Source organism: Leptolyngbya sp. ST-U4, from assembly GCF_039962215.1.
GTDB lineage: Bacteria > Cyanobacteriota > Cyanobacteriia > Elainellales > Elainellaceae > Leptolyngbya_A.
Genome location: NZ_JAMPKZ010000010.1, coordinates 68825 through 94888, shown reverse-complemented (window position 1 = coordinate 94888; position 26064 = coordinate 68825). Strand labels below are relative to the sequence as shown.

General features: G+C 52.3%; 26 protein-coding genes. 12 read left to right on the top strand and 14 right to left on the bottom strand.

Annotated features, from left to right (window positions below):
• Positions 1-115: 115 nt before the first annotated feature.
• From NDA02_RS15935 to NDA02_RS15920, 4 genes are all read right to left on the bottom strand, one after another.
• Positions 116-967 (bottom strand): ABC transporter permease, encoded by an 852-nt coding sequence (locus NDA02_RS15935; protein WP_348255305.1) that lies wholly within the window; start codon positions 965-967, stop codon positions 116-118.
• A 121-nt stretch (positions 968-1088) separates the two neighbouring features.
• Complete coding sequence (locus NDA02_RS15930) at positions 1089-1226, bottom strand: hypothetical protein (protein WP_348255279.1); 138 nt, start codon at positions 1224-1226, stop codon at positions 1089-1091.
• Positions 1227-1324: 98 nt separating this feature from the next.
• A complete protein-coding gene (locus tag NDA02_RS15925; RefSeq protein ID WP_348255278.1) occupies positions 1325-2665 on the bottom strand; it encodes an MlaD family protein in 1341 nt (446 codons plus the stop codon).
• A gap of 178 nt (positions 2666-2843) precedes the next feature.
• On the bottom strand, positions 2844-3626 hold the full coding sequence (locus NDA02_RS15920; RefSeq protein ID WP_190794593.1) for an ABC transporter ATP-binding protein: 783 nt from the start codon (positions 3624-3626) through the stop codon (positions 2844-2846).
• A 726-nt stretch (positions 3627-4352) separates the two neighbouring features.
• Here NDA02_RS15920 and NDA02_RS15915 point away from each other — a divergent pair.
• Entirely contained in the window at positions 4353-5720 is a 1368-nt protein-coding gene (locus NDA02_RS15915; RefSeq protein ID WP_190794592.1) for a gluconeogenesis factor YvcK family protein, read from the top strand.
• Between the two features lie 137 nt (positions 5721-5857).
• Positions 5858-6451, top strand: coding sequence for a DUF3177 family protein (locus tag NDA02_RS15910; protein WP_190794591.1), 594 nt, complete (start codon positions 5858-5860; stop codon positions 6449-6451).
• Positions 6452-6521: 70 nt separating this feature from the next.
• Here the strand turns inward: NDA02_RS15910 and NDA02_RS15905 are convergent, their stop codons facing one another.
• Positions 6522-7709, bottom strand: coding sequence for a glycosyltransferase family 4 protein (locus NDA02_RS15905; RefSeq protein ID WP_190794590.1), 1188 nt, complete (start codon positions 7707-7709; stop codon positions 6522-6524).
• Positions 7710-8083: 374 nt separating this feature from the next.
• Here NDA02_RS15905 and NDA02_RS15900 point away from each other — a divergent pair, with 374 nt between their 5' ends.
• A complete protein-coding gene (locus tag NDA02_RS15900) occupies positions 8084-9274 on the top strand; it encodes a histidine kinase (protein ID WP_190794589.1) in 1191 nt (396 codons plus the stop codon).
• Positions 9275-9289: 15 nt separating this feature from the next.
• On the opposite strand, the gene NDA02_RS15895 is transcribed toward NDA02_RS15900, so the two are convergent.
• Positions 9290-9811, bottom strand: coding sequence for a hypothetical protein (locus tag NDA02_RS15895; RefSeq protein WP_190794588.1), 522 nt, complete (start codon positions 9809-9811; stop codon positions 9290-9292).
• Positions 9812-9919: 108 nt separating this feature from the next.
• Between NDA02_RS15895 and aroA the strand changes: the two genes are divergently transcribed.
• The 5 genes from aroA (at position 9920) to NDA02_RS15870 (ending at position 13744) form a co-directional block, all read left to right on the top strand.
• Positions 9920-11263 carry a 3-phosphoshikimate 1-carboxyvinyltransferase gene (gene aroA / locus NDA02_RS15890; RefSeq protein ID WP_190794587.1) on the top strand — a complete coding sequence of 448 codons (1344 nt, stop codon included), beginning with the start codon at positions 9920-9922 and terminating at the stop codon, positions 11261-11263.
• Positions 11264-11306: 43 nt separating this feature from the next.
• Positions 11307-11969 (top strand): endonuclease/exonuclease/phosphatase family protein, encoded by a 663-nt coding sequence (locus tag NDA02_RS15885; protein ID WP_190794586.1) that lies wholly within the window; start codon positions 11307-11309, stop codon positions 11967-11969.
• On the top strand, positions 11951-12316 hold the full coding sequence (locus tag NDA02_RS15880) for a hypothetical protein (protein ID WP_190794585.1): 366 nt from the start codon (positions 11951-11953) through the stop codon (positions 12314-12316). Before NDA02_RS15885 ends, NDA02_RS15880 begins: the two co-directional genes overlap by 19 nt.
• A 120-nt stretch (positions 12317-12436) precedes the next feature.
• Positions 12437-12814, top strand: a complete 378-nt coding sequence (gene psb28, locus NDA02_RS15875; protein WP_190794584.1) for a photosystem II reaction center protein Psb28 — start codon at positions 12437-12439, stop codon at positions 12812-12814.
• 3 nt (positions 12815-12817) lie between these two features.
• Complete coding sequence (locus tag NDA02_RS15870) at positions 12818-13744, top strand: TIGR01777 family oxidoreductase (protein WP_190794583.1); 927 nt, start codon at positions 12818-12820, stop codon at positions 13742-13744.
• Between the two features lie 41 nt (positions 13745-13785).
• Here the strand turns inward: NDA02_RS15870 and NDA02_RS15865 are convergent, their stop codons facing one another.
• The 8 genes from NDA02_RS15865 to pstS all read right to left on the bottom strand — a co-directional run bounded on the left by NDA02_RS15865 (position 13786) and on the right by pstS (position 21454).
• On the bottom strand, positions 13786-14064 hold the full coding sequence (locus NDA02_RS15865) for an Npun_R1517 family heterocyst differentiation transcriptional regulator (RefSeq protein WP_190794582.1): 279 nt from the start codon (positions 14062-14064) through the stop codon (positions 13786-13788).
• Positions 14065-14973: 909 nt separating this feature from the next.
• Positions 14974-15759, bottom strand: coding sequence for an HAD family hydrolase (locus NDA02_RS15860; protein ID WP_190794581.1), 786 nt, complete (start codon positions 15757-15759; stop codon positions 14974-14976).
• A 6-nt stretch (positions 15760-15765) separates the two neighbouring features.
• Positions 15766-16680: an alpha/beta fold hydrolase gene (locus tag NDA02_RS15855; protein ID WP_190794580.1), complete on the bottom strand. Its 915-nt coding sequence runs from the start codon at positions 16678-16680 to the stop codon at positions 15766-15768.
• Between the two features lie 411 nt (positions 16681-17091).
• Positions 17092-17916 carry a phosphate ABC transporter ATP-binding protein PstB gene (gene pstB, locus NDA02_RS15850; RefSeq protein ID WP_190794579.1) on the bottom strand — a complete coding sequence of 275 codons (825 nt, stop codon included), beginning with the start codon at positions 17914-17916 and terminating at the stop codon, positions 17092-17094.
• A 162-nt stretch (positions 17917-18078) separates the two neighbouring features.
• Positions 18079-18978: a phosphate ABC transporter permease PstA gene (gene pstA, locus NDA02_RS15845; protein WP_190794578.1), complete on the bottom strand. Its 900-nt coding sequence runs from the start codon at positions 18976-18978 to the stop codon at positions 18079-18081.
• A 45-nt stretch (positions 18979-19023) separates the two neighbouring features.
• The gene (gene pstC / locus NDA02_RS15840; RefSeq protein WP_190794577.1) at positions 19024-19986 is read right to left on the bottom strand and encodes a phosphate ABC transporter permease subunit PstC; all 963 of its coding nucleotides are present in this window, start codon (positions 19984-19986) and stop codon (positions 19024-19026) included.
• A gap of 81 nt (positions 19987-20067) precedes the next feature.
• Positions 20068-20247: a hypothetical protein gene (locus tag NDA02_RS15835; RefSeq protein ID WP_348255274.1), complete on the bottom strand. Its 180-nt coding sequence runs from the start codon at positions 20245-20247 to the stop codon at positions 20068-20070.
• Between the two features lie 106 nt (positions 20248-20353).
• Positions 20354-21454, bottom strand: a complete 1101-nt coding sequence (gene pstS, locus NDA02_RS15830) for a phosphate ABC transporter substrate-binding protein PstS (RefSeq protein WP_190794575.1) — start codon at positions 21452-21454, stop codon at positions 20354-20356.
• Positions 21455-21752: 298 nt separating this feature from the next.
• Between pstS and NDA02_RS15825 the strand changes: the two genes are divergently transcribed.
• The 4 genes from NDA02_RS15825 to NDA02_RS15810 all read left to right on the top strand — a co-directional run bounded on the left by NDA02_RS15825 (position 21753) and on the right by NDA02_RS15810 (position 25882).
• Positions 21753-22181: a DCC1-like thiol-disulfide oxidoreductase family protein gene (locus NDA02_RS15825; RefSeq protein WP_190794574.1), complete on the top strand. Its 429-nt coding sequence runs from the start codon at positions 21753-21755 to the stop codon at positions 22179-22181.
• A gap of 31 nt (positions 22182-22212) precedes the next feature.
• Entirely contained in the window at positions 22213-22329 is a 117-nt protein-coding gene (locus NDA02_RS15820) for a photosystem II reaction center protein I (RefSeq protein ID WP_190794573.1), read from the top strand.
• A 147-nt stretch (positions 22330-22476) separates the two neighbouring features.
• The gene (locus NDA02_RS15815) at positions 22477-25038 is read left to right on the top strand and encodes a DUF3769 domain-containing protein (protein WP_348255272.1); all 2562 of its coding nucleotides are present in this window, start codon (positions 22477-22479) and stop codon (positions 25036-25038) included.
• A 139-nt stretch (positions 25039-25177) separates the two neighbouring features.
• Positions 25178-25882, top strand: coding sequence for a hypothetical protein (locus NDA02_RS15810; RefSeq protein ID WP_348255271.1), 705 nt, complete (start codon positions 25178-25180; stop codon positions 25880-25882).
• The last annotated feature ends 182 nt before the right edge of the window (positions 25883-26064 follow it).

Sequence of the window (26064 nt, the reverse complement as noted above, 5' to 3'; positions counted from 1 at the left end):
AAGCTCCCAATCTGGTTTCAGGCTCGTTTGAGCAGTGGCAGATTCCCTAGCTCCCCCAACATCAAGAGATTTTGAAACAATCGGAAGCCATTGGGGGATGCCATTGGAAGATGAATTATGCAAAGCTGCGGCGCAGCAAAGGACGAATGCTCAGCAGGGCGATCGTGCTAAACCCAAGCAGAATCAACAGGGCAGTCCCCAGCGAAATCGACGCGAAGGGCGTTTGCATGACGATGCTGCTGAATAGCCAGTCTTTGTGCGTGTAGACATAGCGAATTGGCTCGATCGCATAACTGAGCGGGTTCAAACTTGCCACCACCTGCAACCAGGTCGGCATAAACGAGAGCGGAGCTAGCGCGGTACTGGCAAACAGCAGCGGCAGGTTGGTCACAAAAATCACGGCAATTAGCTCAATGTGTCCCGGCAGCGCAAAAGCAAGCCCCAGACTAAGAGCCGTCACACCTATCACCAGCGTCAGCACGATCAAAATTACCAGTCCAAGTCCCAGTGGATCGGGCAATCCTGCTCCTAAAACCGCATTCATCACAATAATCACGCTCGTCTGCACCAGGCTCAGCGTGGCGATAAACAGCGCAGAAGCCAGGACGATCGAAAACCGCGAAGCCAGCGGCGCAACCAGCAATCGGTTGAGGAAGCCAAATTCGCGATCGAACATGACAGGCAATCCGGCGTTGAGCGCGCCGCCAAAGGCAGTAAACACAATCACCCCAGCCGCGAGAAACTGCCCGTAGTTCATGCTTTCACCAAACAGTCCTTTCGGCGCATTCTGAAACAATGCTCCAAACAAAATCAGCCACATCACAGGCTGAATAATTCCCGCAATAAGAGTCGAAGGGCGACGCTGAAGCTGAATAAACAGCCGACGAGTCAGCGCAGCCGTCTCCTGAACGAAATCACTGAATCCAGAAGCGGGGGCGTTTTCCCCGTTTGGGGAAGTGCTTTGCATCGGTTCAGCCGTTGCCTGAGATTTGTTCAGGCTAGAAGGAGTAAGGGTTTGACCCATCTGAAATTGCCTCCCAGTTCAGATTCTATTCCTGTTGCATCAATCTAAGTTCAATGTCTTTAGACTAACGCATCTTCTGGAGCGGGATAAGCGTTTGAGCAAGCGGAATAGGGGGCGATGACCGTACTGGGCTGGGAGGGGGCGGGAAGTTTCGGGAATGGGGGGGCGATCGGGTGTAGGTCAGATTCAGTGAATTACTCATGCTCCTTCGAGGCGTGCCGCGGTGCGCCTTTTTAGCTGTGGTTTTGAAAGGAGTCTGAGGCGAGGCAGAAAACTGGCTCTTGTACCCTGCTGTGGTTCCTATTGGTCCAGGGGGTTAGAGCGAGCGGGGGGCTGGTTTAAGAGGGTGCTCAAATCGCTATCTGAGTCATCACTTGCGGTTGGAGCAGGGGCGATTTCCTCCTGGCTCGATCGGATCGAAGTGCTTTGCCCCGCCTCAGGCTTTTGCTCGACTTGGGCAGCGATTCCTTCAGCGTTGCGCTCTGGGCTAATCGTCCCTTCGGGAAACCGTGAGGCGATCGGGGTAAGGGTCTGGGCAATGGCAGCATCCTGCTCAAGCTGCCGGGTCGAGGAGACCAGACCGCTCAGCCCGTTGACGAGACTGCGAACATTGTCCCGAAAGCGGGGATCGCCCGTGAGTTCGTCCAGATCGGCGGTGATTTTTTGGGCATTTTGAAACGTTGCCCGCGCTGAGTCGAGGGTTTGCTGAAGCAATAGGATATTATCGGCTGTGCCGACAGCATCGGTGAGATTTCGCAGGGTCGCTGACGCCTGAGCTGCATTGGCAGAAAGAGTTTGCAGGTTTTGGACGAGGTTGGTATCGCTGCCGCCAAGGGCTGGAGAGAGCTGACCTAAAACCGACTGAATCTGGGTGCTGGTAGTGCTGATGCTGTTGAGCGTTGAGACGATTGTCACCCGATTGGTATTGAGCAAGTCGCTCACCTGAGCCGCCGTAAGAGCCGTCTGGTCAGCAGCGCGTCCGATCGATCGGGCAGAGAGGGCAGCTTCTCGCGTCACAGAACCCACTTCTTGCTGAAGCGATCGGGCAAGGATAGCGACTTCTCCAGTCAGGCTAGCAACCCCAGTCGCAGCCTCGGCACTATTGCGCGTGAGCTGACGCAGTTCGTTAAAGAATCGGGGATCAGAAAAGGTGTTGGCAAAGCGAGTGGTGGCATCGAGAAGCTGGTTAAAGGTGACTCCGCCTTGTCCCTGAAGTTTGTCACCGTTACAAACAATCACCTGGCTATTGCAGTCTGGCCCCAGGGGGTCAGCATTGGCGAAGGCGGCCGGGATATCTTGCTGAGGCGTGATTTCGACAACACTCTCTCCAGTTAGGCTGGTTTGATAAACGGCAACCAGAGAGTTTTGGGGAATCACGACGGTTGCGGGGGAAATTTCCAGATCCAGCTCAACTAAATTGGCAGAGGCGCGAATGGTCTTGGTTTGCCCCACCTGCACCCCGCGATATTGCACCTGCGCGCCTTCTTGAATGCCGGACACGGTAGGAAACCCGACCGTAATAATGTAGCTGCGGCGACCGGGAGCAAAGCCCCGAATCCACAGAATTAGCCCGCCCAGCAAAGCCAGCCCCAGCAAAATGAGCAAGCCCACAGAACCTTCTCGAACGGTACGCGATCGCATGATGTGCCCTCTGATGCCAATGGAAAATACAGGTAGATGACCGATCGCCAATCTAAACTCTCATCTGGCTGGCAATCTAGCTATAGGCTTCCCGAAAGTCTATTGTCCATAGTGGATGGTCTTTCGTCCACCGTTTTTTAAGGATGTGCAGCATTCTGGCAACACGGCAAGTCTGCTTTTAGCCAGCAATCTGAATCGGTCCGTTAATACTGCCGCTAAAGAACTGACGCGCTACAGGATGATCGGTCGTATCGATATCGGCTGGGGTTCCCTGCCACTGGATTTTGCCGTGATACAGAAACACAATCCGATCAGCAGTGCGGCGAATGGTGCTGTCCTGGTGGGTGATGATGATGTAAGTGCTGCATCCACCCCTGGCGCGCTGGAGTTGGCGAATCAGGTCTTCGATCACGGTGGAGGCGATCGGGTCGAGTCCGGCGGTTGGCTCGTCGTAGAGAATCACTTCGGGGCTAGAAGCAGGGTCATCGGGATCGTCCATAATCGCTCTGGCAAAGCTGACTCGCTTGCGCATCCCCCCAGAGAGTTCGGCTGGAAATCGATCGCCAATTCCTGGCAAACCCACCATTTCCAGCTTTTCTTCGACGAGCTGCCGAATCCGCTTGCGGGATAGCCGCGAGTGCTGATACAGCAAAAAGCCCACATTTTCTGCAACAGTGAGCGAATCAAACAGGGCAGCGTTCTGAAACACCATGCTGATATTGATCGGATCGGGATTGTCATCCACGGAGCCTTCACGCCGCTGTCCCTGAACGTAAATTTCGCCTTCGTCTGGCAGCAGCAGTCCAGCAATCACGCGCAGAATAGTCGATTTTCCGGTTCCCGAAGGACCAATAATCGCGAGTGCTTCACCCCGCTTGATCGGGAGGTCAATGTGATCCAGGACGACCTGATCACCAAAGGCTTTTGTGACTCCTTTGAGTTCAATCAATGGTTCAGCCATTTTCCGAGTAGAAGCGGACAGGAAGGATGATCGCGGGTCTATAGTCAGTCATCAATATGGATTGAATTGACCAAATCTAACAAAATCGGGCAAATAAAATTGGGCAAATCATCTGAACAAACTGGGCTGCGGTGCCTTCTCTGTCTCAAGCGAGAAGTTTTTCTAGCACAGGAGAGATATGAGAAATAGAATCAGTTGTACGGATGACGATCGCTACTTCTCACTCAGTGTTATTCTTCAGGCAATCCGCTTGTGGTTAGGGTGCAATTACCCGAAGGAAAAGCTGCTTCGCATTGATTCCAACAGTCCTTGCGGAATCCTCAGTCTTCCTTTTGTAGTCTAAGCGTTAAGGGTTCATTGTTGGTTGAGCGTTGGCTCCTACAGCTGAATGTACGGCTGAAGGGTTCCGGGCGATCGTCTTGCAGGGAAGGTGTTCTACCTTGTCAAAGAAACCTCGCCAAAGAAACCTTGTCAAAGAAACCTTATTACAAAGCTGCCCTAAGAATTATCTCAGGCGGAGAAACTCCTGTTCCATTCCGGTAAAGCGTTGCTAAAGTAACTCTGCTGAATCTTAATACGTCATTCGCTGAGTGCATCCCTAAACTCTGCCTGAAGTTTCTGCATTATCTTCTGGCGCAGGCTGCTTGCTCTATCCTGTTTCTAATTTCTTGCTTCTATTTTGCCTCTACACTGCTGATCTCACTGTTTCCCTAAATTTAGCTGGCTATGTTAATGGCTCTTCTCAAACAAGCACTGCTGGTGCTTAAGCAGGAATCCCGCTACCGAACTCCCAATCGGGTGGGGCAATGGGTTAAGTGGCTGGCTCCTGGTTTATTTGTCAAACGCTGGCTCTTGATTAGCGCAAGTGGGCTGGTGTTTGTGGTGCTGGGCTTGGCGATCTGGTCAAGCTTGACTCCGGTTTATTACCTGATCGAGCTAACGCGAGACTCACTGCGAATCATCACGACGCTGATTCCGAACTACATTAGTGGTCCTTTGGTGATTATTGGTGGGATGCTGCTAGTGCTGTGGGGACAGTCGCGCAGCTTTAATGCCATTACTGAAGTGCTGATGCCAGAGGGCAACGAGGAACTGGTCGATCGCCTGATGAATCATCGACGGTTAAATCGCGGCCCCAAGATCGTGGTAGTAGGGGGCGGCACGGGTTTATCGACGCTGCTCAGAGGCTTAAAAGCTTACAGCGCAAACATTACGGCGATCGTCACAGTTGCAGATGACGGCGGATCTTCGGGCAGACTGCGGCGCGAAATCGGCGTTTTGCCACCGGGTGATATTCGCAACTGTTTGGCGGCACTGGCGGACGAAGAAAAACTGCTGACCGAGCTATTTCAGTATCGGTTTCAGGCAGGGGATGGGCTGAGCGGACACAGCTTTGGCAATTTGTTTCTGACGGCGATGAGCGAAGTCACGGGCGGCAACCTGGAGCGGGCGATCGCAGCCATTTCGCAGGTATTAGCCGTACGCGGGCAAGTTCTTCCGGCGACGCTCACCGATATGCGGCTTTGGGCAGAAATGGCAGATGGACGGCTTATCGAAGGCGAATCAAATATCCCCGAAGCAGGCGGCAAAATTGTTCGCATTGGCTGCACTCCTGCGAATCCTCCGGCTTTACCTAAAGCGATTCAGGCAATCCAGGAAGCCGACTACGTTATTATTGGTCCCGGTTCGCTCTATACCAGCATCGCACCTAATCTTTTAGTGCCGAAGATTGCCCAGTCGATTGCCCGTTCTAAAGCACTGCGAATCTATGTGTGCAACATCATGACCCAACCAGGGGAAACCGACGGCTTTACGGTGTCTGACCATATCCGCACGATCGATCAAGTGGCAGGTGCACTGCTGTTTGATGCAGTACTGGTGCAGCGGCAGTCCCCTTCGGCAGGTTCGCTGATTAAATATGCTCAAGAACAATCCCATCCGGTTTATTTCGATCGCGAAGCCGTCATGCAGCTTGGGCGACGGGCGATCGTGGCAAATGTGATGGACGAAGACGAACAAACCGGATTAGTGCGCCATGACCCCGATCGGCTGGCACGAATTTTGCTGCGGTGGTACAGCCGGGTAAGCGGGTAGCGAATTCTCCCGTTTACTTCTCTTATTAACTTTTCTTATTAATCTGATTGACTTGCGCTGACTTCTGATCAACTACGAAAGGGTTGGACTACAATGAGTACCGCGATTACGCGCCAGTCCTTTGTGCCTGACTCATCATGTCTCAAGACCTTATTCGATCGCTTGTCTGGATGGATTACCGTCTGGCGGTGCTGTTTACCGTGCTTCTGCCGCTGATTCTTTTAGTTTGGGCACTGTTTGCCAAAGTGGAACCTGCCATGCGACTGCTGATCATCTACTGGCGAGTAGCAAGCTTGCTGGCGATCACGGTGTATCTGATGACTGGGAATTTGCCGATTAGCTTTATTACAGGTCTGCTGGCACGGGTGCTGATTCCGATCAGCTTGTGGTTCTGGGTCGATCTAAACGAGGAAATTTCTGAACTGCGCAAGAGCGGCTTCAAGCTGGCATTTTCTGCCTGGAGATGGGCGGTTACAGTTTATTGTGCGCTGGGTGCGCTGGCGAGTCTGCCCTTTTTGCAGTGCGCGTTTTCTCAGGCGACGTTTGCCAGTCCTTTTTGTCAAGTGTGGCTCCAGCCTGCGATCGGCTATCACGCCTTTTTCCACCCCCGCTATACGTCCGGCTTCCTGGGCTTTCTGGGCGTTGCAGGACTGGTCATCTACGCGCTGTACCTGATTTACTTCGTCTTTGTGCGGCTCGGCAAACAAGGGCGATCGGCAATCGAGCAGTAAAGGGCTTTGGCTCTGCGACCTGCCGCAATGCTTTTCAACCATTCCCTATCCCATCGCCATTCGATCGCCATCACCATTCGATCGCCGAGCGCTCCTGTACCACCTGCTGATAAACTGCCTGAGTCTCGACCGCCAGTTTGTGCCAGTTAAACCGCAAATCCAGATCGGTGTAAGCGTTTTCAACCATCTGCTGCGCGAATTCGGGATGCTGAAGGATTTCGATAATGCCCCAGGCGATCGAGTCCGCGCTGCCTGCATAGGTCACCATCCCGGTTTTGCCGTGCTGCACGACTTCGGGAAATCCGCCTGCGTTAGAAACCACGACCGGAATGCGGGCGGCAAAGCTTTCGAGTGCCACAATGCCAAACGGCTCATACAGGCTGGGGAATACAGCACAGTCAGCGATCGTGCGAAACTGATTTAGCTCGTCTTCTGCCATAAATCCAGCGAAATAGCATTTGTGCCAGATACCCGTCTCCCAGGCTTGCTGCTTCAGGCTATCGGTGTTGCCGCCGCCAATAATCACAAACTTGACCCGTCCACTCATTGCCCCAATCACCTTTGGAGCGGCTGCCAGCATCAGACTGACTCCCTTCTCGTAAGTAATCCGCCCGACATAGTAAACAATCTTTTCCTGATCGGCGGCAAAGCGACGGCGAAACCGCCAGTAGTCAAACTCTCGCCGGGGTTCCTGCCGTTTGAGACAGATACCGTTGTAAATCACATCCATTTTGTCTGCCGCACACCCAAAGACACGCACGAGTTCCTGCCGCATGTACTCGGTGCAGACGATCACACGCCACGCTTCGCTGATTAGCCTTGCTTCTTTGCTGTGAATATAGCGGTGGGTATCATTGTGCAGTCCGTTCCAGCGTCCGTGTTCTGTGGCGTGAATTGTGGCAACCATCGGTACTTTGAAGATGTGCTTCAGGGCGATCGCTGCATCTGCCACTAGCCAATCGTGAGCGTGGATCAGATCAAACGGTCCGTCTTCCTGCAGTAGCTTGCCGCCGTGCTGACCCATGCTGTCATTCATCCGGGCAACCCACTGGAAAAAGTTTTGGCTCTCTCCCACTGGAACCCGATGCACGGAAATGCCATCCACCACTTCGTAGCGAGGAGCCTGTCCGAACTCCACCGTCAGCAGGTGAATCTCATGCCCCAGCTTGACCAGCTCTGGATATAGCTCTGCTACATGGCGCGAAATTCCTCCCACAATGCGCGGTGGAAACTCCCAAGCCAGTACCAGAATTTTCATACCTGACAAACCTCGCGGGAATCGCAACAATCGCAGTAGCCGTCAGTTCGGGACGGGATGCAGGAATAAAACCCGTGCATGAGAGAAAGGGTTTTCTGCTTTCCTTATATCCACCAAAGCGACGATCGCTACAATTGCAAGATAAAAAACAAAAGGGGATAAAGCCTATTCTATTTCGACTTGTTCACTGTCTTTTGTCGAATCAGGCTGACGAGTAAATCGGGCATGAAGTCGGAAGGGCAGCAGACGATTTAGCGGAATAATGAAGTAAAGTTGAAGACGTACGGCGATTTGGCCCCATTGGAAAAGATAGGGCTATTTACTGTTTAGTTTTTATTGGTCTGGTTTTTATTGGTCTAGCGTCTGCAATTTGCATGGAGGCACTGCCGTCTCAGATGATAATTTCCGAGGCTCCGCTTCAGCTTTTGCTGTTTGTGGATAAGCGACCCAGTTCGGGCGAACGCATTCGTCAGGTCAGAAATTGCCTTAAAGCCCTAGCAGCTAGCCATTCCAGTGAGCCTTATACGCTTCAGATCGTCGACGTGAGTGAGCAACCTCACCTGGCAGAGCACTTCAAGCTAGTAGCAACTCCCTCTCTCATCAAGATTCATCCTGAACCGCAGCAAATTCTGGCAGGAAGTAATCTGGTCGCCCAGATCGAAGATTGGTGGTCACGCTGGCTGCGATCGGTTGAAGATTATCTGGAATCGTCTCGCCTGGCTGAGGTGCAGGACAGCGAAAAACTAGAGCAAATTCGCTCCATCAAAGAATCGGCGGAGCTACTCAAACTGTCCGACGAAATCTTTCGGCTTCAGCGTGAGAAAGAAGAGTTTCAGGCACAGCTTCAGTTCAAAGATCATCTGATTGCAATGCTGGCACACGATCTGCGAAATCCCCTAACTGCGGTGTCGATCGCCCTTGAAACCCTGGAACTTGGCAGCACTGCAAAATCAGACGGCGGATTTCGGCTGAAGCCCGATCTGTTTGCCCAGTTGGTTCGCCATGCCCGCACCCAAACCAAAGCACTCGATCGCATGATCACCGACATTTTGCAGGCAGCCCGCGAACGCAACTCCGAATTTCGGATGCAGCCGCAAAAGCTAGAGCTGGGGAAACTCTGCCTGGAGGCGATCGAGCATTTAGGCGATCGAATTGAGGCAAAAGTACAGCAGATTTCGACCGATATTCCCTCGGATCTGCCCTACGTCTATGCGGATGCCGAGCGGGTGAAGCAGGTGATTGTCAACTTGCTCGACAACGCCATTAAATATACCCCCGAATCCGGCACGATCTCCGTGGCAATTCTGCATCGCACCACTCAAAAAGTCCAGGTGAGCATTAGCGATAATGGTCCTGGCATTCCGCCCGAAAATCAGCAGCACATTTTTGAAGATCGGTTTCGGCTTGAGCGCGATGAAGGAAAGGAAGGCTATGGCATTGGGCTAGCCCTTTGTCGCCGCATTGTACAGGCACACTACGGGCAAATCTGGGTCGATTCCGAGCAGGAGCAGGGAAGCTGCTTTCACTTTACGCTGCCCGTTTATCGGCTTAACCCCTCCCCGTGAATTCCTGCTAAATCTCTACTGAATTTCTAAATTCAAAACATATCGCCCAACCTGGAGCTGATTCGTCCACAGTTCATACTCCACCCGAAACTGTTGCGGAATCGGCTGACTAGAGAGCGTAAGGCTGCGCGTAAAATTGCGAAGGCGAATCGGCTGCTGACGCGCATCGTCGTTTTGAAGCCAATAGCGGCTCACCCCGTAAACGCCCTGTTCCCAAAAGTGGCGATAGCTAAATTTGCCGTTACCCTGCATTGTCATCGTAACGCGATAGGGCGACAGCTCTAGCCATAGCAATCGAGGCGTTCTCGGCATTGCATTTTCTGATTCGCGATCGACAGGATGATCGTCAAAAGCATGACTTTCAAAAGCATGACCGTCAAAAGCATCAAACCCCTGCACTAAGGGTTCGGTCATCAGCAAATGAAACCGCTCTGCGTCTTTTTGATAAAGTGTTGCCTCCCCCTCGACCACTGACCATAGCGGCAAATCGTAGGACATGAAAGACAAACAGACCGGATGGCGATGTTGAGTCAACATAGCAATGAAGAAAGCGATGAAGAGTAAAAGAAGACACGGGCGACAGGGTAATCAAATGATTCCGGAAAGAGTTAGGATGACTAGCGTGCTTATCGTCAGTCTATCCCAATGCCTACCGACGCTATCAACCTGAACCGTACTGAACCCCATCATTCGCTGACGATCGCCCCTCCCAGCGAGGGGTTTGCGCTACGGGGACGAATCCAGATTCCGGGAGATAAGTCAATTTCCCATCGGGCGTTGATGCTGGGTGCTCTGGCAAGCGGCGAAACCCAAATTCAAGGGCTGCTGCTAGGCGAAGATCCGCGCAGTACGGCAAGCTGCTTTCGGGCAATGGGCGCAACGATTTCTGAACTTAACACCGATCGCGTCACGGTGCAGGGCATTGGCTTAGGGCAGCTTCAAGAGCCAATCGATTTTCTCGACGCAGGCAATTCGGGAACCACAATGCGGTTGATGCTGGGGCTGCTGGCGTCCCATCCCGGACGGTTTTTTACCGTGACGGGTGATGCTTCGCTTCGATCGCGTCCGATGTCTCGCGTCATTAAACCCCTTCAGCATATGGGGGCGCAAATCTGGCACCGAGCGGGGGGCTACGCGCCGCTTGCCGTTCAGGGACAAACGCTCCAGCCGATTCACTACCGGTCGCCGATCGCCTCTGCCCAAGTAAAATCCTGCATTTTGCTGGCAGGGCTGCTCACCGAGGGCAAAACGACCGTTACCGAACCTGCCCTCTCGCGTGACCACAGCGAACGAATGCTGCGGGCATTTGGGGCAACTATCACGGTTGATCCCGAAACGTGCAGTGCAACGGTCACTGGACCTGCTCAGCTTCACGGGCAGACCGTAATTGTCCCAGGAGACATCAGCTCCGCAGCCTTCTGGATGGTAGCCGCTGCGATCGTTCCCGGTTCTGATTTAACAATCGAAAATGTGGGGGTCAATCCAACCCGCACTGGCATTCTGGAAGTTTTACAGGCGATGGAAGCCGATGTGACGCTGGAAAATCAGCGCGAAGTTGCCGGAGAACCCGTTGCCGATGTGCGAGTTCGCTATGCACCGCTTAAAGCCTGCACGATCGCCGGAGACGTAATTCCCCGACTGATCGACGAAATTCCAATTCTGGCAGTCGCAGCAACTTGTGCCAGTGGCACCACTCTGATCAAAGATGCCGAAGAGTTACGGGTTAAAGAAAGCGATCGCCTCGCAGTGATGGCAGCCCAACTTAGCCAGATGGGAGCCAGCGTCACTGAATTACCCGATGGTTTAGAAATTACCGGACAAACCCCCCTGACGGGAGCCGAACTCGATAGCCACACCGACCACCGAATTGCAATGAGTCTGGCGATCGCTGCCCTAATTGCCACTGGCAAAACGACGATTCATCGAGCGGAAGCGGCTGCAATTTCTTACCCGGATTTTGTGCCGACGCTGCAACGGGCATGCGGGTAGGGGGGGTTATGGATGAGCCAATGGGGGACTCGAGGATTGGATAATGCTTGTTTTTCGGCGACGAAGACGTTTTTCTGTCATTGGTCTTCTAAGCTGGCTTTATCTGGTAGCTCTGCTGGTATGGTTTAGTCTCCGCCTCTTATTCTTCGATCGATTCTGGTGGTTAGCCTTGCTGAATACGCTGGCTTTCTATCTGTTTGTGCCGATCGTGGTCTTCTTGCCCCTATACCTCTGGTCTCGTCAGCGACAGTTGCTCCTGGGATTGCTCTTTGCCTGCCTGCTCTTTCTCAGTCTGTTTTATCCGCTGTTCAATCCCTTTGCCAAAGCCGCGCTGCCCGCTCCGGCACAGCCTACCTTAAAAGTCATGAGCTTCAACCTGCGCTGGGATAATCAGAACTATGGCAAAGTTGCTCAGATGATTCGCACTGCTCAGCCCGATTTAATTGGCTTGCAGGAATTACAGCCTGGTGAAGTGTCCAACCTGGCAGCAGTACTCGCACCTGATTACCCTTACCGCGCAGTGCATCCGGTTGATTTGTTCCACACAGTTGCGCTGTTCAGCCGTTTACCGATCGACAGCATGACCGCCCTGCCTAACCCGCCCTTGGAACGGGGGCTGCAAGTCACAATCCACGTAAGAACGATCGACCGCTCAATGTGCTGGTCACGCATCTTGCCCCCAACAATATGCCCCTTTTCCCGCTGAGTCGATTTGCTGCTGAAACCCGCGATCGCTACAGCCGTCGAGCTGCCGAGACTGCCTCTCTTCAGACGCTTGTGCGGTCACAATCACTGCCAACTCTGATGCTGTGCGATTGCAATATGACCGATACCTCCGAAACCTATGCCCAGCTTCGCCAGGTGTTCAAGGATAGCTTTCAGGAGCGCGGCTGGGGCTTGGGTCATACCATTTCAGTAAAAGGCATCCCGTTTCCGGTGCAAAGAATTGACTATATCTGGCATACCGATGAGATTCAGGCGATTGACGCATTTGTAGGACCAGACGCAAACTCCGACCACCTGCCGATCGTTGCCACCCTTCGCTACCCCTAACTTGCCCGATCGCCTAACCCGCCCGCTCGCTACAGAGGAGAATCATCGTCGTTTTAGGCAACGGCGGGATTTATACTAACTCTGGTAGGAATGATCACAGCGAAAGCTGATGTGAGCTTCATGGCAGACGCAACTCCCTCGATTCAGTTTTTTGAAGGTATTTCTGAGGAGCTGAGCGGTATCAGTTTTCGCCGCAATCGTGCCACCGGAGTTCGCAGCATTCTGATGACCTTTAAAGGCCTGCGATCGATCGATCGCTTCCAAAGTTATACCAATCGATTTGCCGGAGGAATGTCACTCAACGACAGCGAAGGCAATATCAACATCGAGCCAGCCTCAGTACGCTTTGTGTTTGGCGGACCCGAAGGCGATGATTTGGAGCGAGTCGAATGTGTGCTGCAAGTCGATCGCGAAGATCACTGGGAACGGCTGATGCGCTTTATAGAGCGATATGCTGAGGCAAATGAAATGACATATGGAGAGTCCCGCAAGGAGTAGCGCATGAAAATTGCAGTGACCGGAGCAACCGGATTTATTGGCAGTCGTCTGGTTGAACGGCTTCAAACAGAGGGACATTCCGTGGTGGTGCTAACGCGCAACGCCGATCGCGCCAAGTCGCTTTTCCCAGTCTCTAAATATCCCAATGTGGAAGTCGTCGCCTATCAGCCTCTGCAATCGGGAACCTGGCAGCAGTTAATTTCAGGCTGTGATGGCGTGGTGAATTTGGCAGGTGCGCCAATCGCCGAAAGCCGCTGGACGCCTGAACGCAAGCAGGAAATTATGGATAGCCGGAAAGCAGGCACTGAAAAAATTGTGGAGGCAATTGCTCAGGCAAATCCGCGCCCGTCTGTGCTGGTCAATTCCTCGGCGATCGGCTACTACGGCACGAGCGAAACGGCAACCTTTGATGAAGCCAGTCCGGCAGGAAACGACTACCTGGCAGAAGTATGTCAAGCCTGGGAAGCCGCCGCGCAAAAAGTGGAGGAGTCGGGGACTCGGCTGGTGATCCTCCGCACTGGAATTGTTCTCGGTCAGGGTGGGGCGATCGCCAAGATGCTGCTGCCCTTCCGAATGTTTGCCGGAGGACCGATTGGTAACGGTCGCCAGTGGTTTTCCTGGATTCACCTTGAAGATATGGTGAATTTAATTCTCAAGGCACTGACCCAGCCCGAAATGAGCGGAACCTATAACGCAACGGCTCCAAACCCGGTACGAATGGCAGAACTCAGCCAGAGCCTTGGGGACGCGATGAAGCGTCCATCGTGGCTACCTGTGCCCAATTTCGCGCTGGAGCTAATGCTTGGCGATGCTGCAAAGGTCGTCCTGGAAGGACAGCAGGTTTTGCCAAAGCGAACCCAGGAAAGCGGATTTGCGTATCAGTACACAACGGTCAAACAGGCATTAACCGATGTGGTGCGCGAAGACTAGGATTGCAGATTCAATCCATTCATGATCTAGATCATCATGCTTTAGATCAGGTCGTTTGAGTTGCGAAGGCGAATGAGCTGGCGGCGCATTTGTGGGGAAGCTTCGACTTCGGAAACTTCCTGCACGTTAACCTTGGATTGCATCGGCTCTAAATACTCATCTGCCCCATAGGAGAGGGCATCAAGCAAAATCTCCAGGAGCCGATCGCGATCGAGCAGGGTGTGTTTTTCCTCAATCAGGCGAAACTTAAGGTGAATTTCGCAATCATAAACTGTGAACTCTGAGTCGGTCGGGTGGTGCTCAATGGAGTCGGTCTTCATCTGAAAAGATAACCGCCCAAAGGCGGGAGTGAGGTGAACTAGACGATCAGGTTAAACACACGCATTGGGTAATGGTTTTTAGAGGCGCACTTGTCTGAAGCAGGCTTTGCAGGACAGTAAAGGCAAATCAGAGGGATAGCGAGGCTTTGCTAAAGTGCAGGAAAACTGCTTATGGCTTAAATTCACTGCTAAAGCTAGTCTTCCCAAAAGGCAAACAAAGCAAACCAATTCACCTGCTAAAAACAAATCGTTAAATTGTCCTAGTTTCTATAAATAGCACCATTTCTTAGAAGTACAGGCTAGCAATCTATAAAGTCTCTATGAGGTCATGAAACTCAACTTCATCACTGCTTTAAACCCTGCTACCAGACGATCGATTACAAGCAATTGAAGAATCCGTCCAAGCTAGCTTCCATAAAGCTTCTAGCGATTGACAGGTCGCCGGAACCGGGGAATGCAGTGATCCCTCAAAATTCCATCCTGAAGGACAACCAAACTTTACCAAAAAGACCTGATTCGGAAAAATTTTGTGTGTCAGTTCTACTTTCTAAAATTGGCTAATACTGAGAGAACAAGTCAGCTTAATGAACTAAATAGGTTTCACTCAATGACGTTTCCCACATGTTCTTCCAGGACTGGAAAGGCATTAAAACCAGCTTTGATCTAGTTTGAATTTTTACTTGCAATCCGTAGCAACACCAGGAAAATTGGGCATTGCTGAATGGAAATCGGATTTTCGATAGGGAGTTCTGCGCTAGCAGTGGTTTGCAGATCACCCTTACAGAATTCATCTATCGGAGCAGCAATGCCGAAAATTGCGATTGCGCCATCTCAATTCATCTCACATCAGATGAGATTGTAAGCGAATTCGTAAGGTTTCGAGGATTGACGTGTTGCGGCTTTGTAAAGCTAGCTCCACTGTTCTGGCGGCTGCGTAAACTGTTCTAGTGTGAGCAAATGAATTCGCTCATCCTGCTGTGCAACCGCTCGATCGCCTGCGGTATTGTAGCCCCAATCCGCCAGAAATAGCTCAACATTCTGCAAATCAACTTGAGGGGCAATGGTCTGAAGCGTTTTCAGCCGATCTTCAACAAACCAGATCAGGGGTTCAGAAGCAGCCGCTGACTGCTGGAGCTGGCGCAGGGTTTGCGCTTTGGGCTGGCGAACTGATTTGCCGAAAATTCGCGACGCAGACAAATTCACGCCTGCCTGAGCAAGCAACTGCTGGACAAAACGATCTTCTTTCGTCGTCACAATAAATAGCTCAATGCCCTCTGTAATAATGCGCTGAAGCTGTAGAGTGACACCTGGATAAAATCGGTGCAGCGATAGCCAGCCTGCCAGATCCAGCGTAATCCATTCATCGCGGACGCGATCGACGACCTGCTCGACCTCCACCGGAACCAACCCTTCGGTTTGTACCAGATCCAGGCAAATCGCGCTCCAGTTCCGCAAGATCTCTGCTTCGGGCATTCCTTGCAGGATCGATCGCAGGACACAGGGCATTTCCCAGCCCGTTTCAACCACAGGACGCAGACGATAAAAAATTTCTGCCAGTCCTTCTGGCGGCGTTTTGTCCCCAGCCAACCAGATGCGGCAGTATGCTCGCCATGCGGTTTCAAAATACTCCAGCAGTCCGTCGCAAATCACGCCATCAAAATCAAGTGCAAGCAGGGTTGGCTGTTTCTGGGTCATAACAAATTACCCCTGCTGCGCTTCTTGCTGCACTGATGTTTGAATCCAATCCCCTAAGAGGGCATTGACGCGATCGGGAGCTTCATCCTGGGGACAGTGACCTACGCCCTCCAGCGGAATGAACTGCTCCACAACAGGAAAATTTGCCAGATTACGCCCCAAGTCCACAGGTTCCCAGGGGTCATCAGTTCCCCACAAAATTAGCACTGGGCAAGAGAGGCGTTCTAGCAGATCTTCGGGTAAGGGACCATAGGAATAGCGGGTGAAAGCAAGAAACACATCTGCCGCACCTGGATCAGCCGCCGGAGCCATGAGCAAATCGACCAATTCATCGGTGACGATTTCCGGGTTGATATACGCCTTTTGCAGAATTTTCCGCACTGTTTTTGGACGGGCTATCAGGCGAAAGAAATTTTGCCCAACCCAGCGTACAGACAGAACGCTCTGCAATAAAGGAGCACCGACCCGCCGATACCAGGGCAATTGGGCACGCCGGCGATCGTGCAGAAGCCGTAAAGAGCAGTTGAGCAGGGCAACTTTCCGGGCAATTTCAGGATGATCTGCCGCTGCTTGCATTGCCGCAATACAGCCGACCGAGTTTCCTACCAGAAAAGCAGGCGTACCGACGACCTCTTTGCAGAAATCGGCAATCTGCTGTCCCCACGTTTCAAAGGTGTAGTCAATTTCCTCACCAGGCTTCGGTTTTGCCGAGTTGCCAAAGCCAATCAGGTCGACCGCATATACTCGCCCAATGCCTGCCAGCACCGGAATATTTTTGCGCCAGTGTCGCCAGGATGCACCAAAGCCATGAATCAGGACGATTGCAGGCCCGGTTTGCCCTTGAGTTTGATAACAGATGGGAAAACCACGCCACATCCAGGTCTGAGGGGCAGCCAGGAGAGGAGTTGGGGTCAGCGTCATAGCCGGGAGAAATCTAGAAGGATTACGATTTATTACTTCTCTTATTGTGATACGAGTTTTCTAATTTTCAATGCGCCAGGGGATACAGTCTTTCAAAGGTCATGGAGGATCACGAGATGGTAACGGCTCACCGAGAAGGTTCTATTTTTTAGCATCTCCAGTTCGGCAGCGAAGGGCAAGTGGACTAGAACCGATCTGCTCAAGCCATTGCTCAAGCGATAAAAAAGCCCTCACCCGATCGGCAAGGGAATAAATAGCCGTGACGAACAATGTGCAGCAATGCGAATGAAAAGGGGGTGGCCATTCGTCGCGGATTATTCAGCAAGGGCAGTGCGAAGCAGTTTCCCCGATAGAGCCATCGGCTCATTTCAAATTAAGTGAATATTTCACCGAAACTACGATTCGAAATCCTTAGCCAAAGCGACCGCTGACGTAATCTTGAGTTGCCTGCTGCCGGGGCGAATTGAAAATATTCTCGGTGCGATCGTACTCCACCAGATAACCATAGCGACTGCCGCCGTTCCCTGCCTCAGCATTAAAGAACGCAGTGTAGTCCGCTACGCGAGAGGCTTGTTGCATATTGTGCGTGACAATAATGATGGTGAACTGCTTTTTCAGCTCGTGCATCAGATCCTCAACCCGCAGCGTTGAAATCGGGTCAAGGGCGGAGCAAGGTTCGTCCATTAAAATGACTTCCGGTTCGATCGCGATCGCCCGTGCAATGCAAAGCCGCTGCTGTTGGCCCCCAGAAAGCGACAGACCGCTGGCCTTTAATTTGTCTTTGACTTCATCCCACAGTGCAGCACCCCGCAGGGATCGCTCTACCAGTTCGTCCATATTGCCTTTATAGCCGTTAACCCGCGCACCAAAGGCAATGTTTTCGTAGATCGACTTGGGGAAAGGATTGGGTTTCTGGAACACCATTCCAATCCGACGACGCACTTCGACCGGGTCTACTTTCGAGTCATACAACTCCGTGCCCTGATAGGTGATTTTGCCTTCGACTCGCGCTCCCGGAATCAAATCGTTTAAACGGTTATAGCAGCGCAGCAGGGTACTTTTGCCGCAGCCCGAAGGACCGATCAGCGCAACCACTTTGTTTTTGGGAATGTCCAAGAAAACATTACGAACTGCCTGAAACGACCCATAGTAGATGGACACATTCTCAGTGCGGATAACCACATCGTTACCCACAGAACTCGGTCTAAATTCGGACTGTGCTGGAGAATTCGTCATAGTGAATGAAGAAGAGTGGTTTAGGCGTAGAACTCTGCGCGCTTCAAATCGGAATAAACATCAACCTTCTTAAATCGATCGTAACTTTTTCTTCAAAAAAGCAGATCCACAAATCAGGTGAACTAAACGAATGAATTCAAGGAAAAGCTCGTTGATGGAACGCTAATAAACCTTACGGCGAGTTGCGACTCGTGCCACAATACTGACCACCAAAATCAAACCCACAACGACCAATGCTGCAACCCACGCAAGCTCCTGCTGGTTCCTGTAGGGTGAAATTGCGAAGTTGTAAATCAGAACCGACAGCGTTGCCGTAGGCTGCCATACGCCTCTGACATCATACTGGTTAAACAGAGCAGTAAACAGCAGCGGAGCCGTTTCACCCACTGCTCTTGCCAGTGCCAGCGTCACGCCCGTTGCAATAAACGGTAGGGCAGCAGGCAAGATAATCTGAGAAATCGACTGAAAATTTGTTGCGCCAATGCCAACTGCCGCCTGTCTTACATCCGGCGGAATCGACTTCAGCCCTTCCTCGGCGGTGCGGATAACGATCGGTACCATCAAAACCGCCAGCGCAACGCCCCCTGCCACTGCCGAGAAAGTACCCGTTACCAGGACTACGATACCGTAGGCAAACAGTCCAGCAATAATCGACGGTACACCACTCAGCACATTAGTACAAAACCGTACAAACTGCGACAGCTTATTGCCGCGCCCAAACTCAACAGTATAAATTGCCGTCAAAACGCCGAACGGAACACTAATCAACGCACCAATTAAGCTGGTAAGCAGTGTTCCCACGATCGCATTGCGAAACCCTCCCCCATCAACTAGAGGCGGCGGCGGCAGCTCAGTCAACACGGCTGGACTCAGACGGCTAAATCCGTTGGAAATGACTGTGTAGAGAATCGAACCCAGCGGCAACAGCGAAAGTGCAGCGCAAGCCCCAACCAAACCCGTCATGATTTTGCCGACCAGGTTTCGGGTGGGTGACGGCACAAAGAGCGAATCGTCTGAAACATTAAAAGCTGAATTGGCGCCCCGATCGCGTGGAATCGTCATAAATTTACTGGAGTCACTGCAAAGAACACGACCTTACTCAACTTCCTACTCAACTTCCTGAAAGCGGCTGATGATGTACTCTGCCAGGATATTCACCGCCAGCGTCAGCAGCATCAGCACCAGTGCCGCAAAAAATAGCGAAGAACGCTGTAGCCCACTTGCTTCGCCAAACTGGTTTGCAATCAGCGCGGCGATCGTCGAAGCAGGCGCAAAAAACGAAACATTTACCCGGTTTGCATTCCCGATCAGCATGGCGGCTGCCATCGTCTCGCCTAATGCCCGGCCCAAGGCCAACATCACCGAACCGATAATGCCTGATAGACCCGCAGGCAAAAGCACTTTGAGAATTGTTTCCCAGCGCGTTGCCCCCAGCCCGTAAGCTCCTTGACGAAGCTGCGGCGGCAGAGAGACCAGCGTATCGCGCGAGATAGCAATAATCGTCGGCAGAATCATGATCGCCAGCACCAGTGCGGTGACAAACATCTGGCGCGTCGAGGGCGGCGTTGAAAAGAAAGGAATCCAGCCAAACACGCTGTGAAGTCCACGCAGTAGGGGCAGGATTGCGGGAATCAGCACAAAAATGCCCCACAGCCCGTAAACCACGCTGGGAATTGCAGCCAACAGCTCAACCAGAAAGGCGATCGGAGTCAAGATCTGACGGGGCAAAAAGTCTTCGCTCAGGAAGATTGCAACGCCGACCCCGACCGGAACCGCAAACAACAGTGCCAGAATCGAGCTAACGATCGTGCCATAAATCTGCGGCAGTGCCCCAAATGCATTTTCAACCGGGTTCCAAACTGACTGAGTTAGAAACCCTAAGCCGAACTGGGTAATGGCTGGAAAGGCAATGCCCAGCAGCGAAAAAGTAATCCAGACCAGAACTGCACCAATCCCCACTGCAAGGATCAGCGTCAGCCAGTAAAAAATGCGATCGATTAAGCGCGTGGCGTGAAACTTGCTTGAGGCTTGAATTAACGATTCTTCGGGAGCAGCAGATGGCGAAGTCATAACTTTAAGAAAAGAGCTGGAGTAACAAAAACCAGATGACTAAATCTCACAAAGAATCTCAAGGTCAACTTCGACGATGGCTCAATTTAGCCATTTACCAGCATACCGCAGGCTTTGCCCCCAGAGGATTTGCCCTGCTTGAAACCAAGCAGCCGTTGAGCCATCGACATTCAGACAAACTGCATCGAATTCATTGAGCGAGTTGCCTTGAAACTGCACCATCAATTTGATTTCAACTGAACCTTCGATCGCAGCAGACAAGACTTTTGTTCGCCAGGATTTGTCAAGAAGGGCAACCGTCTACTCACCGTCCAGGTTAACCATTCGGAAAGCAACGATCGCCCTTGACTTGACTTACTTCCTTGACTTACTTAATGGTGGCGACTTCTTCCTTCACACGACCTGCCAGATCCGGATCGGCTGGGAGATAGCCCAGATCGCTGGCGGCTGTTTTGCCGTTGTCCAGCGTCCAGTTGACCACGTTCTTGATCGCTTCACCCTTTGCTGCGTCCTGGTACTGAGGATAGAGCAGCAGCCAGGTTAGCGTGGTGATCGGGTATGCCTGTTCATCGGTCGGGTCGGGAACCAGCAGCGCGAAGTCTTCCGGCACAGTTTGACCCTTGAAGGCTAGCGCACCTGCTTCGGGAGTTGGCTCGATGATGTTGCCAGCCTTGTTTTCCATCGCAGCCATCGATAGCCCATTCTCTTTGGCATAGGAAAACTCGGTGTAGCCGATCGCGCCCGGAGTTTGCTGAATTTGAGCCGTTACACCTTCATTGCCTTTTGCACCCGTACCTACGGGCCACTCCACCGACTTATTGGCTCCCGCTTTCCACTCAGGGCAGGCTGCCTTCAGGTGGTTGGTAAAGCCGAAGGTCGTGCCGCTGCCGTCCGAACGGTGAACAAACTGGATTTGTTCATTGGGCAGATTCGTTCCCTGATTAGCAGAAGCGATCGCCGGGTCGTTCCACTGGGTAATTTCTCCCGTGACGATGCCGCAATAAACCTCGCGGGGCAATTTTAGATTGTCTACGCCTTCCAAGTTGTATGCCATCACGATGCTGCCGCCTGTCACCGGAACCTGAATCGCGTCAGCTCCGTATTTTTCTCTAAACTGTGCTTTTTCTTCGTCCTTCAGAGGCTGGTCGCTGGCTCCAAAGTCAACCGTACCTGCTAAAAACTGCTCAACACCTGCACCGCTACCCACCGACTGATAGCTAATTTGGGTGTTCGGATTTTCTTTGTTGTAGTCTGCAAACCAACGCTGATAGAGCGGAGCCGGGAATGATGCACCAGCACCGCTGAGGCTGACTGCTGCACCGCTATTGCCTGCTGCCGGGCTTGCCGCAGGAGCCGTTGCCGAAGGACCTTCATTGTTACTGGAAGCGCAAGCAACAGCAACCGACATAGAGAGGGCTGCCAAGGAAGCTAAAACTGCGCGTCGCTTAAGCCGTAGTAGGGATGTCATGAGAAATGCTCAGGGTAAAAACTCTGGATAGTTTCGCCTGCATCCTACTGTCTTTAGATAAAGGAATTGTTAATACGTAGGTTAAGATGAGTTTATATCTTTAGATAGAAAAATATTTACCCCTTCCTACAGACCCATTAACCCTTGCACTAGCCCTGTTTCTCTTCCGTAAGAGCTATCTCTTCTACTTCCCTCTACTCAAGGCTGTAATTAGTAGAAGCTGTAATCGGTAAAGGCTCTAACGAGTGGAAATTCAGCTAGTTAGCTTAGGATAGTGGGCAGTGTAATCAACAAGACCATGTACCACGTAATCTATGACGGAAACTGTAACCTGTGCGTCAATCTGGTTCGACTGCTCGAAACGTTAGACCAGGGCAACCAGTTTCTCTATGTGCCAATGCAGAATGAGGAAAGTCTGAAAGCAGTTGGCATTTCTGCAAAAGACTGCGAGCAGGGCATCATCCTGCTGAATGCGAACGATGTCAAACAACGCTGGCAGGGCAGTGACGCAGCAGAAGAAATCGGCAAACGGCTGCCCTTTGGAGAAATCTTTGTTGAGGCATACCGCGCTCTTCCGGGGGCAAAGTGGCTTGGCGATCGGGCGTATGAGCAAATCCGAGACAACCGCTACACGCTGTTTGGTGCAAGAGAAAACACTTATCGATCGCCTTATCCCGCCTGCGAAACCGGGAAATGCGAGGGAACGGTGTATGATAATGAAGCCTAATTTTTAACATATCTGGTTTGGAGGGATCGCCATGCTGACGCTGAAGATCGTGGTCTACATCGTCGTCGCTTTCTTTGTCGGTCTGTTTTTCTTTGGTTTCCTGTCAAACGACCCGGCGCGGAACCCCAGTCAACGCGACCTCGAATAATCGAGATTCTGGAACCCCTCAGGCTTTGTGCCTGTCCAATAAACAAGATATCGCTTTACAAGCTATCCCTTTTGTAGAGCGAGTCGCTGTCGAAGACGGCTGAAGTCCTGAGTGAGGGCTATCCGTCCTTACTGTTGCGCTGTAAGTATGCCCTATCCGGTTCCGCCACCCCTACCGCCAGTCGTTCACCATGTCACGCCAAATGCTTCTCCTGCCGTTTCGCCACCGATCGCTCCTGATGCGATAGAGCCTGTTTCGTCTACGGATTTGCGGGCGGAAGCGCGTGTAGATGCTCGATCACTGGGTGGTGCGATCACCGTTGAACTCGCTGAACCCGCACAGCCCGACGCTCAAACTAAGCCGGTTCAAACCGAACCGAGCCCACCTGAGCCAGCGCGCAGAGAACGATCGATCGCATCGCAGTTTCCCCAAGAGGTCGTCGCTCAAGCAGAAACGCCATCCCCTGTTCTTCCAGTGAATCCACCCGGAACGGGTTCTAGTCGAGCCTCGATTCGCCCGGTTGCTGAACTGGATGCGCTGATTGCAGTAACTCAGGCGCGATCAACTGTGCCTCGGAACGAGCCTGCGCTTGAAGTCGAAGACTTTGCGCGATCGGGTCAAATTTCCCCCCGGCGTCCGTCAACTTCACCCTCCACTCCGCTCCCCCCTTCGGTGGAATCTGCGACGGCAAATGGGCAGTCCCCAGCAGAAGCGGCTGCGCCAGGAAGTTCAGACTCCGGGCAAGTTTTAACCATTCCGGGTCAAAATGAGGCTCCTGCCGTCCCCGCTGACGGAACGGGAGCAGATCAAAGACAGCCCGCGAATCAAACGCCAAACCAAGCTGCACAAACTGTCCCGGAAGTTATCGAACTCTCTGCCGATCGCCAGGAATATGACGAGCAGCGACAGGTGTTTCGCGCCGAGGGGAATGTTGTCATGCGGTTTCGGCAGGCAATTCTAACCGCCGATCGCGTTCAGGTGAATATCCCCAATCGCTTAGCTGTGGCAGATGGAAACGCCGCTCTGCAACGCGGACAGCAAACCCTGCGCGGAGAGCAGTTTACCTATAATTTTGGCTTTGACCGGGGATCAGTGCTGCAAGCCAGAGGCGAAGTTAATCTCGGTGCTTCGACCGATTTTGATGCGAATCAGCGTCCTGTTGTCGGAAGTCCGCTCAGTTCTGCTCAGTCGGTGGGAGCGCAAATCACTGAGACTCAGCCGCTTCAGGCAGCAGGCAGTGGCGGGGGGCTGATCTTTGGAGTGGCAACCGGAGGTCAGGCTGCACCCAGTCAGCAGGGAGCAACGCTGTCTCGTCTGCGCTTTGAAGCCGAGCAGCTTCAGTTCAACGGGCAAAGCTGGGAAGCAACCAATGTGCGACTTACAAACGATCCCTTCTCGCCGCCGGAGCTAGAAGTGCGATCGAACCGCGTCACAGTAACGCCCCTGTCGCCCACCAGTTCAGAAATTCGCGCCCGCAATCCCAGAGCCGTATTTGACCAGGGCTTAGAGCTGCCCCTCTTGATCGATCGCGCTGTAATAAGCCAGGAGCGACAGAATCCGGGTTTATTTAATATCGGCTACGACGAACGCGATCGGGGCGGATTTTTTATCGAGCGTGCCTTTAATGTCGTTTCGAATTCGATCGTAGACTTTAGCCTGACGCCGCAGATCTTGGTGCAAAGGGCAATCGAGGAAGACGGGTTTCTCTCGGGTTCATCCTATGGTCTGATCGCCAGCCTCACCGCGACTCCCACCCCCACCACCTCAATTGTCGGAAATGCCGTCTTTACCAGTCTGGATCTTGGGGATCTCGAAGATACGTTCCGGGCAAGTTTGCGCGCACAGCAGCGTATTTTTGCCAATCACACGGTGGCAGTGGAATATAGCTATCGCGATCGGCTATTTAACGGGTCGTTAGGCTTTCAGAATGTGCAAAGCAGTCTGGGATTGGTGATTACTTCACCAGTTTTTACACTGGGTCAAACGGGAATTCTGTTGGACTATCAGGCTGGCGTTCAGTTCATTAATGCCCGCACCGATCGAGATAGTTTATTGCGGGAACAAAACGTCGATCCGCAGGCAGACGAAGAAGATAGGCGCGTTGATTTGACTCGTTATCAAGCGACTGTCTCTCTATCGCGCCCAATTTTGATTTGGGCAGGAACGCCGCTACCAGCCACGCCGACCGAGGGCTTACGCTATACTCCCAATCCCGTTGTACCCTATGTTGCTGTGACTCCCAGTATTCGTGGGGTGTACAGTGCTTACAGCAACAATGAAACCCAGGCTAGCGTGAATGGATCGATCTCGCTGTCAGGGCAATTTGGTCATTTTTCGCGCCCGTTTTTGGACTACACCGCTTTTAACATTTCCTATTCGCGCGTTGCACTCAGCGGAGAGTCGCCCTTCCTGTTCGATCGCGTTGCCGATGTACAGGTGCTTAGCGCAGGCATCACGCAGCAAATTTACGGTCCGGTTCGGTTTGGTGTGCAAACTGCCTACAATCTTGACAACGGAGACACTATTGATACGGTCTTCACCCTAGAGTATAGTCGCCGTACCTATTCGATTACAGCTGCCTACAGCCCAAGGCGAGAAGCTGCTTCGATCGTATTCCGCCTGTTTGACTTTAACTGGACGGGTGATCCGGGTCCGTTTTCGGGCTTAAATTCAGAAGATAATGTGATTGATGGCGTACAGCAACAATAAATCCTTCCGGTTGATAGTTGGCGTTTCCCTGCAAGACTTGAGAGACTAGAAATGCAATTGCAAGAATGTTTGTTCAAGCAATGCAAAGTAGTTTCCCCGAAAGAAACTGCTCCTGACCCTGTCTCCCCCTGCCACAGCCATGAATCAACTGGCAAAAGAAATCTCAGCAGAAGTGACGGAACTGATTAGCCGCTACGGATTTGACCTGGACGGATATTCGGTCAAGGCACTGGTCGATTACTGGATGCAGCAGTATCCTGCGCTTTGGATTCGCCTGGCAACAATCGAGGCCCTGTATCAAGGACGCTATAAAGCAATCTCGATCGAGCAAATTTTAAACCTGTGGCGACGGCGGACTCGTGCGGTCTACCACTTCAGCGGCGAATTTGAGCGCATAGTTAGCCTTCGTCCGATGCTGAGTGCCGGAGACCTGTCCAGTTCAGCTTTGCTGGGGGTGAAAACGGCTCAGCTCTCAATAAAGGGGACTGCAATCGATGGGACTGCTGAAGAATTCAGAGCCGATCGCAGCGAAACTCCCCAGGCGGGGGCGATCGATGGCTCAGTTCAGGAGAATCTCAGTGGGAAAAATGCCACAGCTAATTCCCCCGCAGAAGGTACTGCTCTGCATCAAACAAGCTGTCTGCAATTGCCGAACACAACGCAAAACAATTCCACCTCTGGAATCATCAGTTCAGAAGAAATTCGCCATGCGATCGTGAGCGAACCCCCACCCATTGACCAGTTCACACCGACGCTGGAAGTTTCTGATTTCTACTGGCGGCTCAAAGCCGTTGTGCAGGCAAGGGGCGCAGGCGCAGTCGAAGAAATCGGCAGAAGAAACTAGGTTTCGGAAAATGCTTGAAAATTCATCATTGTCCCCGGAACCGCCGCTTTAAGCCTGCTAGCCTGAAGGCGAAAGGCAGGATTTTGAAGTGAATTAGGAGATGGGTGAACGATCGCCGCTCCTGGAAAACTCAATTCTGTCCGAATGGTTTCAAAGCCTCCCGTTTATGGGGACAAAACCAG

Bases quoted from the DNA above. Each gene is read 5' to 3' on its own strand.
- NDA02_RS15935 (WP_348255305.1), bottom strand. From the start codon at position 967: ATGCAAAGCACTTCCCCAAACGGGGAAAACGCCCCCGCTTCTGGATTC.
- NDA02_RS15930 (WP_348255279.1), bottom strand. From the start codon at position 1,226: ATGAGTAATTCACTGAATCTGACCTACACCCGATCGCCCCCCCATTCC.
- NDA02_RS15925 (WP_348255278.1), bottom strand. From the start codon at position 2,665: ATGCGATCGCGTACCGTTCGAGAAGGTTCTGTGGGCTTGCTCATTTTG.
- NDA02_RS15920 (WP_190794593.1), bottom strand. From the start codon at position 3,626: ATGGCTGAACCATTGATTGAACTCAAAGGAGTCACAAAAGCCTTTGGT.
- NDA02_RS15915 (WP_190794592.1), top strand. From the start codon at position 4,353: ATGTTAATGGCTCTTCTCAAACAAGCACTGCTGGTGCTTAAGCAGGAA.
- NDA02_RS15910 (WP_190794591.1), top strand. From the start codon at position 5,858: ATGTCTCAAGACCTTATTCGATCGCTTGTCTGGATGGATTACCGTCTG.
- NDA02_RS15905 (WP_190794590.1), bottom strand. From the start codon at position 7,709: ATGAAAATTCTGGTACTGGCTTGGGAGTTTCCACCGCGCATTGTGGGA.
- NDA02_RS15900 (WP_190794589.1), top strand. From the start codon at position 8,084: ATGGAGGCACTGCCGTCTCAGATGATAATTTCCGAGGCTCCGCTTCAG.
- NDA02_RS15895 (WP_190794588.1), bottom strand. From the start codon at position 9,811: ATGTTGACTCAACATCGCCATCCGGTCTGTTTGTCTTTCATGTCCTAC.
- aroA (WP_190794587.1), top strand. From the start codon at position 9,920: ATGCCTACCGACGCTATCAACCTGAACCGTACTGAACCCCATCATTCG.
- NDA02_RS15885 (WP_190794586.1), top strand. From the start codon at position 11,307: ATGCTTGTTTTTCGGCGACGAAGACGTTTTTCTGTCATTGGTCTTCTA.
- NDA02_RS15880 (WP_190794585.1), top strand. From the start codon at position 11,951: ATGCCCCTTTTCCCGCTGAGTCGATTTGCTGCTGAAACCCGCGATCGC.
- psb28 (WP_190794584.1), top strand. From the start codon at position 12,437: ATGGCAGACGCAACTCCCTCGATTCAGTTTTTTGAAGGTATTTCTGAG.
- NDA02_RS15870 (WP_190794583.1), top strand. From the start codon at position 12,818: ATGAAAATTGCAGTGACCGGAGCAACCGGATTTATTGGCAGTCGTCTG.
- NDA02_RS15865 (WP_190794582.1), bottom strand. From the start codon at position 14,064: ATGAAGACCGACTCCATTGAGCACCACCCGACCGACTCAGAGTTCACA.
- NDA02_RS15860 (WP_190794581.1), bottom strand. From the start codon at position 15,759: ATGACCCAGAAACAGCCAACCCTGCTTGCACTTGATTTTGATGGCGTG.
- NDA02_RS15855 (WP_190794580.1), bottom strand. From the start codon at position 16,680: ATGACGCTGACCCCAACTCCTCTCCTGGCTGCCCCTCAGACCTGGATG.
- pstB (WP_190794579.1), bottom strand. From the start codon at position 17,916: ATGACGAATTCTCCAGCACAGTCCGAATTTAGACCGAGTTCTGTGGGT.
- pstA (WP_190794578.1), bottom strand. From the start codon at position 18,978: ATGACGATTCCACGCGATCGGGGCGCCAATTCAGCTTTTAATGTTTCA.
- pstC (WP_190794577.1), bottom strand. From the start codon at position 19,986: ATGACTTCGCCATCTGCTGCTCCCGAAGAATCGTTAATTCAAGCCTCA.
- pstS (WP_190794575.1), bottom strand. From the start codon at position 21,454: ATGACATCCCTACTACGGCTTAAGCGACGCGCAGTTTTAGCTTCCTTG.
- NDA02_RS15825 (WP_190794574.1), top strand. From the start codon at position 21,753: ATGTACCACGTAATCTATGACGGAAACTGTAACCTGTGCGTCAATCTG.
- NDA02_RS15820 (WP_190794573.1), top strand. From the start codon at position 22,213: ATGCTGACGCTGAAGATCGTGGTCTACATCGTCGTCGCTTTCTTTGTC.
- NDA02_RS15815 (WP_348255272.1), top strand. From the start codon at position 22,477: ATGCCCTATCCGGTTCCGCCACCCCTACCGCCAGTCGTTCACCATGTC.
- NDA02_RS15810 (WP_348255271.1), top strand. From the start codon at position 25,178: ATGAATCAACTGGCAAAAGAAATCTCAGCAGAAGTGACGGAACTGATT.